General features: G+C 68.3%; 13 protein-coding genes. 6 read left to right on the top strand and 7 right to left on the bottom strand.

Annotation, left to right across the window (positions count from 1 at the left end; translation table 11 throughout):
- Window positions 1-117: 117 nt before the first annotated feature.
- The 3 genes from ribH (at window position 118) to thiL (ending at window position 2360) form a co-directional block, all read left to right on the top strand.
- Entirely contained in the window at window positions 118-585 is a 468-nt protein-coding gene (ribH, locus tag IAE56_RS03265) for a 6,7-dimethyl-8-ribityllumazine synthase (protein ID WP_079220615.1), read from the top strand.
- Window positions 582-1061 carry a transcription antitermination factor NusB gene (nusB, locus tag IAE56_RS03270; protein WP_116862605.1) on the top strand — a complete coding sequence of 160 codons (480 nt, stop codon included), beginning with the start codon at window positions 582-584 and terminating at the stop codon, window positions 1059-1061. Before ribH ends, nusB begins: the two co-directional genes overlap by 4 nt.
- 342 nt (window positions 1062-1403) lie before the next feature.
- Entirely contained in the window at window positions 1404-2360 is a 957-nt protein-coding gene (gene thiL / locus IAE56_RS03275) for a thiamine-phosphate kinase (RefSeq protein ID WP_200751488.1), read from the top strand.
- A gap of 131 nt (window positions 2361-2491) precedes the next feature.
- On the opposite strand, the gene IAE56_RS03280 is transcribed toward thiL, so the two are convergent.
- Window positions 2492-3226 (bottom strand): fimbria/pilus periplasmic chaperone, encoded by a 735-nt coding sequence (locus tag IAE56_RS03280; RefSeq protein WP_200751445.1) that lies wholly within the window; start codon window positions 3224-3226, stop codon window positions 2492-2494.
- 57 nt (window positions 3227-3283) lie between these two features.
- Entirely contained in the window at window positions 3284-3790 is a 507-nt protein-coding gene (locus IAE56_RS03285; RefSeq protein ID WP_199932242.1) for a fimbrial protein, read from the bottom strand.
- 172 nt (window positions 3791-3962) lie between these two features.
- Here IAE56_RS03285 and IAE56_RS21270 point away from each other — a divergent pair, with 172 nt between their 5' ends.
- From IAE56_RS21270 to IAE56_RS03300, 3 genes are read left to right on the top strand one after another with little or no spacing between them, the layout of a single operon-like run.
- On the top strand, window positions 3963-4943 hold the full coding sequence (locus IAE56_RS21270) for a fimbrial protein (protein ID WP_325167160.1): 981 nt from the start codon (window positions 3963-3965) through the stop codon (window positions 4941-4943).
- Complete coding sequence (locus tag IAE56_RS03295; RefSeq protein ID WP_200751446.1) at window positions 4940-7429, top strand: fimbria/pilus outer membrane usher protein; 2490 nt, start codon at window positions 4940-4942, stop codon at window positions 7427-7429. The genes IAE56_RS21270 and IAE56_RS03295 overlap by 4 nt, the downstream gene beginning before the upstream one ends.
- Before the next feature lie 27 nt (window positions 7430-7456).
- Window positions 7457-7954, top strand: coding sequence for a fimbrial protein (locus tag IAE56_RS03300; protein WP_200751447.1), 498 nt, complete (start codon window positions 7457-7459; stop codon window positions 7952-7954).
- Between the two features lie 103 nt (window positions 7955-8057).
- Here the strand turns inward: IAE56_RS03300 and IAE56_RS03305 are convergent, their stop codons facing one another.
- The 5 genes from IAE56_RS03305 to IAE56_RS03325 all read right to left on the bottom strand — a co-directional run bounded on the left by IAE56_RS03305 (window position 8058) and on the right by IAE56_RS03325 (window position 13020).
- On the bottom strand, window positions 8058-8480 hold the full coding sequence (locus IAE56_RS03305; RefSeq protein WP_200751448.1) for a hypothetical protein: 423 nt from the start codon (window positions 8478-8480) through the stop codon (window positions 8058-8060).
- Window positions 8481-8968: 488 nt separating this feature from the next.
- Window positions 8969-10354 (bottom strand): FAD-linked oxidase C-terminal domain-containing protein, encoded by a 1386-nt coding sequence (locus tag IAE56_RS03310; RefSeq protein ID WP_200751449.1) that lies wholly within the window; start codon window positions 10352-10354, stop codon window positions 8969-8971.
- Window positions 10351-10941 carry a metal-dependent hydrolase gene (locus IAE56_RS03315; protein ID WP_200751450.1) on the bottom strand — a complete coding sequence of 197 codons (591 nt, stop codon included), beginning with the start codon at window positions 10939-10941 and terminating at the stop codon, window positions 10351-10353. The genes IAE56_RS03310 and IAE56_RS03315 overlap by 4 nt, the downstream gene beginning before the upstream one ends.
- On the bottom strand, window positions 10941-11309 hold the full coding sequence (locus IAE56_RS03320) for a YraN family protein (RefSeq protein ID WP_174213483.1): 369 nt from the start codon (window positions 11307-11309) through the stop codon (window positions 10941-10943). The genes IAE56_RS03315 and IAE56_RS03320 overlap by 1 nt, the downstream gene beginning before the upstream one ends.
- A complete protein-coding gene (locus tag IAE56_RS03325) occupies window positions 11299-13020 on the bottom strand; it encodes a penicillin-binding protein activator (RefSeq protein ID WP_200751451.1) in 1722 nt (573 codons plus the stop codon). The genes IAE56_RS03320 and IAE56_RS03325 overlap by 11 nt, the downstream gene beginning before the upstream one ends.
- Window positions 13021-13071 lie beyond the last annotated feature (51 nt).

Genomic DNA, 13071 nt, shown 5'->3' on the forward strand with positions numbered 1-13071 from the left:
CCCCCCCCCCCCCCCCCCCCCCCCCCCCCCCCCCCCCCCCCCCCCCCCCACTACCCACGGGCGCCCCGGGGCCCATCCACGGTAGAATCACCCCCTTATCGAACCCCCAAGCCGCATATGAGCCACTACGAAGGCGATCTTCGCACCCCCGAGTCGGCGCGCTTTGCCATCCTGGCCAGCCGCTGGAACGCCCGCATCACCGATACCCTGGTTGCTGGCGCCCGCCAGAGCCTGGCCGGCAACGGCATTGCCGAAGCCAACATCGACGTGATCCGCGTGCCGGGTGCCTGGGAACTGCCGCTGGTCGCCGCGCGCCTGGCAGCTGCCCATGAACACGCCGCCATCCTCACCCTGGGCTGCGTCATCCGTGGCGACACCCGCCACTACGAACACGTGGCCGACCGCTGCGCCGAAGGCCTGATGCGCGTGCAGCTGGATTTCGGCGTGCCGGTGCTGAACGGCGTGCTGGCCGTGGAACGCGCCGAGGATGCCGAGGCCCGCGCCGGTGGCAGCCATGGCAACAAGGGTGAAGAAGTCGCAATCGCTGCATTGGAAATGGTCAACCTGCTGGAGCAACTGCCATGAACAAGAACACCCAGGGCAAGCCCTCCGGTAAACCCGTCCGCCGTGATGGCATCGACCCGGTGCTGCGCTCGCGCGCCCGCCGTCGTGCCGTGCAGGCCCTCTACGCCTGGCAGATCTCCGGCGGCAACGCACAGTCGCTGATCGCCCAGTTCGCCCACGAACAGGCCCGCGAAATCGCCGATCTGGCGTATTTCGAAGCCCTGGTGCATGGCGTGCTGGACAACCGCCGCGACATCGACGAAGCCCTGGGCCCGTACCTGGACCGTGGCATCGAAGAAGTGGATGCCATCGAACGCGCCGTGCTGCGTCTGGCCGGCTACGAGCTGCGCTACCGCCTGGACGTGCCGTACCGCGTGGTCATCAACGAAGCCATCGAATCGGCCAAGCGTTTCGGGTCCGAGCATGGCCACACCTACGTCAACGGCGTGCTGGATCGTGCCGCCGTCGAATGGCGCAAGGTCGAATCGGGTCACTGACCCGATTCTGCTTCTGGTGGGTGCCAACCTTGGTTGGCATGGCTGGGAACCTGCTCTGGACTTCGAACGGCGCGGGAACCTGCTCTGGACTTCGAACGGCGCGGGAACCTGCTTTGGTAGAGTCGACTGTTAGTCGACTGCTTTTCGATCAGCAGTCGTGGTGTCGGACGGGAAAACAGTCGACTAACAGTCGACTAACAGTCGACTAACAGTCGACTCTACCCCATCGGTTCCGCCCCATCGGTTCCGCCGCGTCGGTTCCACCCCGCCGGTTCATCTCGTCGGCATCATCCGCCCGCGCCCGCCGCCCATCCATGCAACCCGCCGGAGCGCCCCATGTCCCTGGCCGAATTCGCCCTCATCGACCGCATCCGCGCCCGCACCACCGAGCGCGACGACATCCTGCTCGGCATCGGCGATGACGCCGCGCTGCTGCAGCCGCGTGCGAATGAGCAACTGGTGGTCACCGCCGATACGCTCAACAGCGGCGTGCATTTTCCGGCGGAAACCCCGGCCTACGACATCGGCTGGAAGACCCTGGCGGTCAACCTGTCCGACCTGGCCGCGATGGGCGCACGCCCGGCGTGGTGCACGCTGGCGCTGTCGCTGCCGGACACCAGCGAAGAGTGGATCGACGCCTTTGCTGAAGGCTTCTTCGCCCTGGCCGACCAGCACGACATCGCCCTGATCGGCGGCGACACCACGCGTGGCCCGCTGTCGCTGACCGTGACCGCGATGGGCCAGGTCGGCCGCGGCCAAGCCCTGCGCCGCGACCGCGCGCAGGTCGGCGACGATGTCTGGGTGAGTGGCACGATCGGTGATGCCGCCGGTGCACTGAAGCTGTGGCAGCAGGGCGCGCTGGACGTGGCCACCGCCACGCTGCTGGGTGACTACGAAACCCTGCGCCTGCGCCTGCTGCGGCCCACCCCGCGCGTCACCCTCGGCCTGCGCCTGCGTGCCTTCGCGCATGCCGCCGTGGATCTGTCCGATGGCCTGGTGGCTGACCTGGGCCACATCGCGGCACGCAGTGGCTTGGCCGCGCAGATCGATGCCGACGTACTGCCGATCTCGCCGGAACTGCGTGGCCTGCTGGGTCGCGACGGTGCCCGCGAGTGCGCGCTGCACGGTGGTGACGATTACGAACTGTGTTTCACCGCCGCCGCCGACCAGCGCGACGCGCTGCTGTACCTGTCCGAATCGCTGGATGTGCCGCTGACCCGCGTCGGCCGCATCACCGAAGGGCAGGGCGTGCAGGTGGATGGCGAAGCCGCCAGCGGCGGTTACCAGCACTTCGCCTGATAGAGAGGCGCGCTGGGCAGGCCCGGCGCCACCACGTTGCCTGGGTAGATGCCAACCTTGGTTGGCACGCGCGCAACCGTGTCGACCAAGGTTGACACCTACCAGAGCGGTGTGTGACCGCCCCAGTCACCTCACTGCACGACAGCAGCTTCCGCATCGCGCGCGGTGCCGTGGTCATCCAACCATTGGAACCTCACTGTAGCCGGCAACGCGCTGTCCTTCGGCAGCAGGAACTCGGCCTGTGCACCGGGCGCGATCATGTCCACCTCCAGCGCGTTCCCATCGGGCAGGGTCACGCTGCTCAAGGTCACGTGGTAGGCACTCGGGTTGTGTACCTGCAATGCACCACCGTGCGCACGCCATTGCAGCAGGCCGGCCGCATCGCGTGGTTGGCCAGACAGGCCCGCCGGGCGGTGGAACAGCTTCACCCGCGTGCGCACCGCGAACTGAAGCAGGTTGCGCGTGCCGGCATCGGTCGGCTTTGGCGGTATGTCCAGCAGGTTGAAGTAGAAGACCGACTCCCGGTCGCTGGGCAGTGCTCCGTCCGTGGGACGTGGCGCATACGTGATGCGGTAGGCCTGCCCTTGGTGCGGCTGCAGCAGGCGCGGTTCGGCCGGGGTCAGCCGGAACGGCGTGCGCACGTCTTCGGGACGCGCATGGCCATCGCCTGCATCGATCCAGACCTGCACCAGCGCGGGCTGCGTGCCCACATTGTTGGCGGACACCGTGACATCGCGGCCCTTGCCGGCATCGTTGATGATACGCGTGCCCTGCAGCGTAACCGCCGCCGACGCGGACGGTGCTGGTGCGGCGGCCAGCACTGCTGTCAGCACTGCAGCAGGCACGCCAAGTGAGCGGAAGGACATGGTTCACCTCATCCCAGAGTGGGCGTTCCATCCGTGGATCGCCCATGAAAAGTGCCGTTACCTGTAGAGCACGACGAAGTCGCCGGATGCGTTGGCGATGCCCGCCTCTGCATCCTGGGCCGGGGAGGCATACCAGGCGCTGTAATTCAACTGACCGCTGCCGCCCGCGGCGATGGTCACCCACTGCACCGGGTCCTCGCCGATTTTCTGGTGGTTGCCGGCCGCGTCGTACAGGGCAACGCCCACGTTGCGGGCGGTGGAAGCGGCGGTCAGGCCAAGGTTGCCAGTGCTGCCATGCGGCAGCCCGCCGAAGCGGACGCTGACGTCCTGCGCAGCGCCCGAGCCGGTGCAGTCCAGCTGGATCGAGAAGTTCTTCTGGCCGGCACGCGTATCGGCATTGACCGAGGCCAGATCGACCTTGCCCATCGGCACGGTGATGGTGCCACCGGCTGAATTGACGGCACAGGTACTGGTGACCAGTTCACCGGTGACCTCCAGTTTCTCGGCAAAGGCGGACGGTGCTGCGCACAGCAGCAGAGGCAGTATCACCAAGCGGAAATTCATGGGTTGCTTCCATCATTGATCAAGGGAGCGCAGTATCATGCGCCGCCATTCGCTGGGGAATGCAACAAATTGCAATAGTCTGCGTCCGCCCTGATTCTGCAACTTGTTGCATGTTCGCCCCATTACCAGCCACCTAGAATCGCCGCCCTGATGATCCCAGGCAGGTGCAGCTGTGCGCGCTCCCACTCCCATCTTTTCTGGCCGGCTGCTGCTGCCGGCGCTGCTGCTCTATGCCGGCAGCGTAGAGGCGGCCTGCCAGCGCAACGGCACCCGTGACGGGACGCTGGACCTGGCACTCACCATGCCCAACATCGACCGACCCGACACGCGCTTCTCCGGTAGTGCAAGCACGGCCGCCGAGGCATTCAACTGCACGCTGGGTACAGAGACTTTGTCGATCCAGATGCCGGCGGCTGGGCTCACCTATGTACGTGACATCGTCTATGAGGCAAGAACCTACCCTGCCTACCAGACCAGTCCGCGCAGCCCGCTGCTGATCTTCAACCACACCATTGGCGAGCTGACAGGTGGCAACTACGAGCGTACGCCGTTGCGCGCCGGTGAAGTCACCCGGTCACAGTTCGTCCCAACCACGCAGGGGCTGTTTGATTCAGCCATCAATGTCTACGCTTTCTTCCGTGGCGGCGCGATGGAAAGCATTCCTGCCGCGTCGCTGGGGACGCTCGAAGTGTGGTCGCAGAGCGATGCCGGTAACCGCGTGCGGCACACCATCTCGGTGCAGCTGACGGTGCCCGTGCTGACGTGCACGCTGTCTGCGGCCAGTCACACGCTGGACGACGTGTCGGCCAATGCATTGGCCAGCGCCGGAGACACTGCAAGGGAGTCGGCGTTCGGCGTTTCGATGAACTGCCCGAGCGCCAACGTCGATGTCGATCTATCCGTGGCCGACGCCAACGCTGCCGGTGGCACCAACGGCGTGCTTGCGCTGGCGGCGGGCAGCACGGCGGGCGGCGTGCAGATCCAGCTGCTGCAGGCGGGCGTGCCAGTGCAGTTCGGCAGTACCTGGAGCCATGGCTTCTCGCTGAAAGGCGTACAGGCCATTCCGTTCACGGCGCGCTACCTGCGCATGCCGTCGGCCTTGGTGCCTGGCACGGTGAAGGGCGAAGCTGTGCTGACGGCCACCTACCGATGAAGCCTTCGCTAGGTCTGCTGAGCGTGGCGGTTGCGCTTGCGCTCCCCGCGCGCGCAACGGGCGCGCCTGCACTGGAGTTCAGCGAGGGCTTCCTGATCGGTGGCGAGGCCATTGATCTGTCGCGCTACACACAGGGCCACCCGGTGCCCGAGGGCATCTACGCCGTCGACCTGCATCTGAATGACCGTTTCGTTGCCGCACGCGATATCACCTTCGTGACATCTGACGACGCTGCGGTGGCGCGCCCATGCCTGCCGGCGAGCCTGGTGGCGGGGCTGGGCCTGAAACCGGCGTATCTGGCAGCACTGCCTGCCGACGACGACTGCGTGGATCTGCCCACGCTGGTTGACGGTGCAACCGTGGCCTTCGACAGCAGCACCCTGCAGCTGTCGATCACCGTGCCGCAGGCCGCACAGGCCACGGCGGTGCGTGGCTACGTGGCACCGGAGCTGCGCGACCGTGGCATCAACGCGGCCTTCGTTGACTACAGCGCCAACCATTTCCGCAGCGCTGGCCGCGACAGCAGCTACCTGGGCGTACGTGCGGGGGTGAACCTGGGCGACTGGCGCCTGCGCCACCGCGCCACCTTCAACCGCAGCACACATGAAGGCAGCCGCCACGACGTCATCAGCAGCCACGCCCAGCGTGACCTTCCCGCATGGAACAGCCAGCTGCTGCTGGGCCAGTCCAGCACCGGGGGCGAGCTGTTCGACAGCGTTGCCTTCACCGGTGTGCGTGTGGCGACCGACGAGCGCATGCTGCCCGACTCGCTGCGCGGCTATGCACCGGTGGTCAGGGGCATCGCCGAAGGCAATGCCGTGGTGACCATCCGCCAGAACGGCGGGGTGATCCACGAAAGCAACGTGGCACCGGGGCCGTTCCAGATTGACGACCTGTACCCGACCAGCTTCGGTGGCGATCTGGAAGTCACCGTGCAGGAGGCCGACGGCCGCAGCCAGCGCTTCAACGTGAACTTCTCCGCCGTGCCACAGGCCCTGCGTGCAGGCACGCATCGCTTCAGTGCTACGGTCGGTGCGCTGCGCGCGCAGGACGGGGTGTTCGCGCCGCTGCGCTTTGCCGAAGGCACCTACGTGCGGGGCATCAACAACCGGCTGACCCTGCTCGGCGGCAGCCAGCTGGGCGAGCGCTACGCCGCTGTGTTGGGGGGCGCGGCCATCAACACCACGTTCGGTGCGTTCGGCGCGGACGTCACCCATGCGCGCGCACGCCTGCCGGGTGCCGGTGTGGCCCGTGGCAACAGCTACCGGCTGAACTACCAGCGCTACTTTGCGGCCAGTGCGACCCACGTGGGTCTGGCGGCCTATCGCTACAGTACCGAGGGTTTCCACACGTTGGCTGATACTGCCCGCCTGCGCGACGATGCCTGGGCGCCAGCAGGGCGTGCGCGGCAGCGCTACCAGTTCAACCTGTCGCAGCGGCTGGGCACGCGCAGCAACCTGTACCTCAGCGGCGGCCATGTTGCGTACTGGGATCGAAGCGAGCGCCAGAATGATGTGCAGCTGGGCTTCCAGAGCGCCTGGGGCCCAGTGAACTATGGGGTTTCGGCATTGCGCTACCGGCTGGGCGACGGCCGCCTGGACACGCGCTACGCGCTCACCCTCAGCGTGCCGCTGGGCCAGAGCGCTGCTGCGCCACGCTTGAACAGCCAGCTGAGCCGCTCAGGCACGGGCGACATGCAGCGCCAGGTGGGTGTGAGCGGAACCGCCGGCGAACACCAGGCGCTCAGCTACAGCCTGTCCTCCACCCGCGCAACTGCGAGCCGCAGCAGCACCGATGCGTTTGCCAGCTACCGCGGCCGGCATGGCACCGTTGATATGGGCTACAGCCAGACTGGCAACCGGCACAGCCAGTCGCTGGGGCTGTCGGGCAGTGTGGTGGCCCATGCCGGTGGTGTGCAGCTGGGCCTGCCCGTGGGCGAGGGCTTCGCGCTGGTGCAGGCCAAGGGGGCGGCCAATGCCCGCGTCGGCAGTGGCGGCGACGTGCGCATTGCTGGCAACGGCTACGCGGTGCTTCCGCACATCAGCCCTTACCGCTGGAACCAGATTGAACTGGATCCCTCCGGGTTGCCGCTGGAGGTGGAGCTGCTGCAGACCTCGCAGCGTGTTGCGCCCACGGCCGGCAGCATCGTGCGCGTGGCCTTCGAGGTGCGCCGCGAACGCACGCTGTACATCGATGCCACCGATGCACTGGGCCAGCCGTTGCCATTCGCGGCGCGTGTGGAAGACGCGCGGGGCCAGCACAGGGGGGCCGTGGGCCAGGGCAGTGTCATCGCGCTGCGCGGTGCGCAGGCCGAAGGTGTGCTGGTGGTCGACCCCGACGGCCCGCAGCGCTGCCGGCTGATTTACCAGCTACCCGACGCACCCGATGCCTACGGGCTGTCGTGGACCCAGGCCATCTGCATGCCCGATCCGCCGCTGCCTCCTGGCCTGCAGGTCCGCACTTCGCTGCCGCCTGCGTCCCCTTGATCCATCCGCTTTGAAAAGGAACCTGACATGCCCAAGTCCCTGCTTCCCCTGTTGCTGGTTGTGCTGCCCGCGAGTGCGCTGGCCGATACGGCGACGCTCACCGTCAGCGGTACGGTGCTGCCTGGCACCTGCACCATGACCGCCACGGACATCACCCTCGATCCGGTGAAGGCTGATGAAATGGCCGTCGCCACGCCGGTCAACCTCAAGGCCGGCGCGTTGAACTTCGCCGGTTGCGTGGGCGTGGTCCGGGCCCGTCTATCGTTCGACGGTACCGAGGCCGATGGCGATGCCCAGCGCTGGAAGAACACGGCCACGACCACGCCAGCCACCGGTGTTTCGATCGCGCTGCTGTCGGGCACCACTGGTACCAATTACCTGAAGAAGGGTGATGCCCAGACGGTTGCCGTGACCGGTGCCACGGCCAGCTATGCCCTGCGCGCGGGCTACTACATCGGGTCGAATGCTGGCATCAACGCCGGCAACATCTCCACCGAGATCGTGGTGACTGCCGCCTACGATTGAGGGCATGCGCGCACTACGCGCGCAGTAGAGCCACGCCACGCGTGGCTGCTCTCTGTACGGGGTCAGAGCCCTTTGCACCGCAAAGGGATCTGACCCCGAAACCTCACGCTGCGCGCAGCTGCACATCCACGTACTCGGCCAACGCACGGCAGGCAAACAACAGCCCTTCGCGTGCGCCATCACCCACCTGTTCCGTTTCATCGCCATCCACGCGCGTGCGTTCGATGGCGTGCAGCAGTTCCAGCAGGAAGGTCTGCCCGGCATTGGCGCGGTCGATGCGGGCCAGTGCCATGCTCTGGCCGGGCGTGTGGCCATCGTTCGGCCACGGCTGGCCATTGGCGGCTTCCACCTGGCGGATGCGCCGCAGGCAGTTCAACACGGTGATGCTTTCGGGCGTGCGTTCGGGGACGTTGACGGCATCGGTGGCGGCCAGCGTGCTTTCCAGCGTGCGCGCCAGATCATCGGGCAGGCGCGCGGCGGCGTCGCCCAGGGTGGCGAACAGGAAGGGGTACTTGGTCGTGGTCATCTCGGCGTCCTTGTGCATGAAGCAGGACGCCACCCGCGCGGGACTGCGAGGGTGGCGGACGGTGCGTGGTTGCAATACCGGTGGTAACTTCGCGAAACGCCGGCGGGCACGAGGCCCCCACGCACCGCCCGCCATACAAACGCGGACGGATTGCCTGCCGACGCCGCGCACAGGGGATGCACGACGCCGGCAGACAAGCGTAAACAACGAAGTTACCCAACGGGATTGCAAGCCCGTGCCACCCGTTGTCGGTGGCATGTCGAGGATGGGCGGTCAGCGCCCGCAGCCCAATGAGAAAAGTTGGAAAGGTAGAAGAATTACGAATGCTTGCAGCGGCGCGGCGGCGGCTGCACGAACATGCAGATCGCGACAAGCGCGCAATCGCTCTGGTAGGTGCCAACCTTGGTTGGCACGCTGTGGCAGGTGTCGTGGTGCCTGAAGCGGGCGCGCTGGCGCGCGTGCCAACCCAGGTTGGCAGCTACCAACCGCTATGCCGCCGGCAGCACCTTGCCCGGGTTGAGAATGCCGTCCGGGTCCAGCGCGGCCTTGATCGCGCGCATCGTGGCCAGCGTGGCCGGGGTGAACGCCTGCGCCATGAAATCGCGCTTGGCCAGGCCGATGCCATGCTCACCCGACAACGTGCCGCCCAGCGCCAGCGTCAGTTCGAAGATCTTCGGCAGCGCCGCCTGCGCACGCGCGTTCTCGTCAGCATCCTCCGGGTGGTAGAGGATGTTGACGTGCAGGTTGCCGTTGCCGGCATGGCCGAAGGTGACGATGGTCAGCGTGTACTCGCGCGCCAGCGCCTGCACGCCGGCCACCAGATCGGGAATGCGCGACACCGGCACCACCACGTCTTCGTTGATCTTGCCCGGCGCAACGCTGCGCAGTGCAGGCGACAGCGCCTTGCGCGCGGCCCACAGCTGGTCGCGGGCGCGGCCTTCCATCGCCACATCCAGTTCGATCATGCCGTCGCCTTCGGCGGCAGTGGCCAGCGCCTGCAGCAGGTAGGGCAGGGTGTCGTGGTCGCCATCGGCTTCGACCAGCAGCATCGCGCCAGCCTCGGGCACGTCGGCGCCATTCAAGCGCAGCAGTTCCAGGCTGCGTGCATCCATGAATTCCAGGCGCGTGGGCACCACCGGCTGTGACATCAGCCGCGATACCGCAGCGGCCGCGGCATCGGCATCGCGGTACAGCACGCGCAGGCCGGCCTGGGTGACCGGCAGCGGGGTCAGCTTGAGCGTCGCTTCCACGATCAGTGCCAGCGTGCCTTCGCTGCCCACCAGCAGATGGGTCAGGTCATAGCCGGTGGCGTCCTTGGTGTAGGCGCCGCCGCAGCGGATCACTTCGCCGGTGCCGGTGACCGCGACCAGTCCGAGCACGTTGTCGCGGCTGGTGCCGTACTTCACCGCGCGCGGGCCACCGGCATTGCAGGCCAGGTTGCCACCGATGCTGCAGATCTCCGCGCTGGACGGGTCCGGCGCCCAGAACAGGCCGTGTGGCGCCAGCGCCTGCTGCAGCGGGCCGTTCAACACACCGGGCTGCACCACGGCGCAGCGGTCGCCGGCGCGGATCTCGACGATGCGGTCCATGCGGGTGAACGACAGCACGATGCTGCCCGGCTGCGGCACCGCCGCGCCGGTGGTGCCGGTGCCCGCACCGCGTGCGACCAGGGCCACGCCGTGCGTGCGGCAGGCGCGCACCAGCGCCTGCACCTGTTCGATGTCGGCCGGCAGCGCCACGGCTTCCGGACGCTGGCGGCGCCATGAGTTGTCCTGTGCGTTGGCCTCCAGCGCACCGTCATCCATGCGCCAGCCCTCCGCGCCCAGCAGGGCGGACAGTTCGGCAACGAGGGCGGCGGGCAGGGCAGTGCTCATGAGGGGTTCCGGGGGACGGCAGGGGCGGGTTGGATCAGTTTCCAGGCGACTACGGCGGTGGCCAGCGGCAGCCACACCCAGCGCAGCTCGGACAGCAGCGTGGCCAGGCCGCGCGCGCTGAAGAACTGCGGGGCAAACGGTGAAACGCGGATCGGCCGCCACGGTGCGAAGAAGCGATGCTCGCTCCACGGCCAGGCCAGGGCGACGCCCAGCCCGCCGGAGGTCATCGCATCCAGCAGCGGATGGCTGGCCGCGCAGACGAAGACGAACACCGTGGCCTGCACGGTGGATGTCGTAGATGCCAACCTTGGTTGGCTCGAAACCGCCGACCAAGGTCGGCGACTACCAAAGAACGCCAGCACCGCCGCCAACGCGGCCAGCACGCCGGAAAACAACAACGAATGGCTGGCGCCACGATGGCCGAACGCATCGGCGTAGGGAATGTCCAGGGCAAACGCCAGCACGTCGGCGTCGGGCAGCATGGCGGCAATCACGCCGGCGGCCAGCAGGCGCGGCGGAATGCGGCCGCGATCAGCAGCGCACCACAGCGCCAGCGGCACGGCGGCATGGGTGATGATCGACGGCATCAGCAATCATCCAACCGGAACGCATCGCGCAGCCAGCGCAGCTGCGGCGGATCGCCACTGGCCTCCACCACATCGAAACGGCAGGGCGCATCGGCCAGGGCAGGGTGCTCCTGCAGGTACAGCAGCGCGGCATGGGCCAGGCGCCGGCATTTGCGCGCATCCACCGAGGCCGCGCCGCCACCGAAATCCGCGCGTGCGCGGTAACGCACTTCCACGAACACCACGGTGCCCGCGTCGTCCATCACCAGGTCCAGTTCGCCACCGCGGTAGCGCACGTTGCGTGCGCGCGGCTGCAACCCGGCCTGTTGCAGGTGCTGCTCGGCGGCGGCTTCCACCGCCGAGCCCCGTTGCAGGTGCTCAGCGACCACCGACGATCGGCATCGGGCGGCCACCGCTGAAGGTGGACCACGCCGGCTGGCGCAGGATGTTGCCGTTGCTGTCCAGGTACAGCGTGCCGGTGGCGCCATCGAGGCCGCCTTCGTTGGACAGCTTTTCCAGGTAGGCGCTGATCTTCCACGCATCGGCGCCGAAGGCGAACAGGCGGCCGGCGGCACCGCGCGCGCTGGGCAGGGTCTGGCCCACCTGCGCGGCCGACGGCAGGCCGGACACGCTGCGCACGTTCCAGGCTTCGTTCGGGTAGATGATGCCGTCCAGCGCCACGTCTTCCTCGGCCTTGCCGCTGCCGGTGGTCAGCTGGCTGGTGCCGACGCGCGTTGCGCCACCGGCACCGGCCAGGGCCAGCTGCGGTGCCAGCAGTCGTGCCTGTGGGGCACGCACGGCCAGGAACACGGCATCGATCTGCCCGGCGTTGCGCACCTGCGCGCTGACATCCCCCACGGCTTCGGCAACGGAGACCGTGGCGGCCACCTGGCCACCGCGCTGGGCGAAACGCTGGGCGAAGGCGGCGGCGGCACGGCGGCCGGTGTCGTCGTTGCTGCTGATGACCAGGGCGCGGTTGCGCTCACGGCCACGCAGGTATTCGGCGGCGACGATGCCGTCATCTTCCGGCGCCAGCGAGAAGCCCGCGCTGCCGGCCGGCGGCGCATCCTTGCCGCGGTTCAGGGCCAGCACCGGCACCTGCAGCGGCTGGCGGCCGTAGACCGCATCCACTTCGTCGCGGCCCAGCGGGCCGACCACGAAGTCGGCACCGGAGGCCACGGCCTTGTCGTACGCGGCCAGCGCACCGGCCGGGGTACCGGCGGTATCGAAGAAGTTGATGTCCGGGCGGCGGCGACTTTCACCGTAATAGGCGGCCAGCAGGCCATCGCGCACCGGCTGTGCGGCGGTGGCCAGGCGGCCGCTCAGCGGCAGCAGCACGGCCATCTTCGCCGGCGGACGGTAGCCATCGCTCAGCGCCGGCGGGCGCTTGCTGGTATCGAACTGGGCGGCACCGTCGCGGTCGAACGGGCGCGGCAGCGGCAGGCCGCGGGCGATCAGCGCACGGCCGGTGAAGTTGTACAGCGGGTCGTTGGCCGGCAGCGCCGCGGCGCGGCTGCGCAGGGTGGCGTCGTCCAGCGTGCCCAGCAGGCCGGAAATGGCGGCCTGGTTATCGCTGCGGGCGGTCCCGGCCAGGCCGGCGTGGGCACGGGCGCGCTCGGCGGCGGCAGCGAAGCTGTCACCGCTGGCCTGCAGCGCCTGGGCGCGGGCCATGTACCAGCGCGTGCGCAGGCTGGGGTGCACGTTGTCACCCGCGTCCTTCAGCAGGACCAGCACGTGTGCCGGCTGCTTGTCGGCCAGGGCCAGCTCGGCGCTGGTCAGCTGGAAACGCTGCAGGCTGGCGCCGGACAGCTGGCGGGCGGTCAGCTGGCCCAGCAGGCTGCGTGCGCGGGCGCTATCACCGGCCAGGTGCCAGGCCCAGGCCGCATCGGCCAGGGCGTTGCTGCGGGCACCGCCGCGCAGGGTGGCGGCCTGCGCTTCCAGCTGCAGGGCAGCGTCGCGCGGCTTGCCTTGTTCGATCAGCGCCAGCGCCTGGCTCTGGGCCGGCGATTCGGGGGCGCTGGTAAGGCTGGTGGTGGCACAACCGGCCAGAAGCATCAGCGACAACGACAGGGCGGAGATGCGTGCGGCGGGCTTGTTCATGATCGGGTCCATGCGATGAGGGCAGCGGCCTTGGCCAGGTACACGCTAGGA

The organism is Stenotrophomonas sp. S41, assembly GCF_016624625.1.
In the GTDB taxonomy this organism is placed as follows: domain Bacteria; phylum Pseudomonadota; class Gammaproteobacteria; order Xanthomonadales; family Xanthomonadaceae; genus Stenotrophomonas.

Excerpts from the sequence above, each read along its gene's own strand:
- IAE56_RS03295 (WP_200751446.1), top strand. The coding sequence starts at position 4,940 with ATGAAGCCTTCGCTAGGTCTGCTGAGCGTGGCGGTTGCGCTTGCGCTC.
- IAE56_RS03310 (WP_200751449.1), bottom strand. The coding sequence starts at position 10,354 with ATGAGCACTGCCCTGCCCGCCGCCCTCGTTGCCGAACTGTCCGCCCTG.
- IAE56_RS03305 (WP_200751448.1), bottom strand. The coding sequence starts at position 8,480 with ATGACCACGACCAAGTACCCCTTCCTGTTCGCCACCCTGGGCGACGCC.
- nusB (WP_116862605.1), top strand. The coding sequence starts at position 582 with ATGAACAAGAACACCCAGGGCAAGCCCTCCGGTAAACCCGTCCGCCGT.
- IAE56_RS03280 (WP_200751445.1), bottom strand. The coding sequence starts at position 3,226 with ATGTCCTTCCGCTCACTTGGCGTGCCTGCTGCAGTGCTGACAGCAGTG.
- IAE56_RS03300 (WP_200751447.1), top strand. The coding sequence starts at position 7,457 with ATGCCCAAGTCCCTGCTTCCCCTGTTGCTGGTTGTGCTGCCCGCGAGT.
- ribH (WP_079220615.1), top strand. The coding sequence starts at position 118 with ATGAGCCACTACGAAGGCGATCTTCGCACCCCCGAGTCGGCGCGCTTT.
- IAE56_RS03315 (WP_200751450.1), bottom strand. The coding sequence starts at position 10,941 with ATGCCGTCGATCATCACCCATGCCGCCGTGCCGCTGGCGCTGTGGTGC.
- IAE56_RS03285 (WP_199932242.1), bottom strand. The coding sequence starts at position 3,790 with ATGAATTTCCGCTTGGTGATACTGCCTCTGCTGCTGTGCGCAGCACCG.
- IAE56_RS03325 (WP_200751451.1), bottom strand. The coding sequence starts at position 13,020 with ATGAACAAGCCCGCCGCACGCATCTCCGCCCTGTCGTTGTCGCTGATG.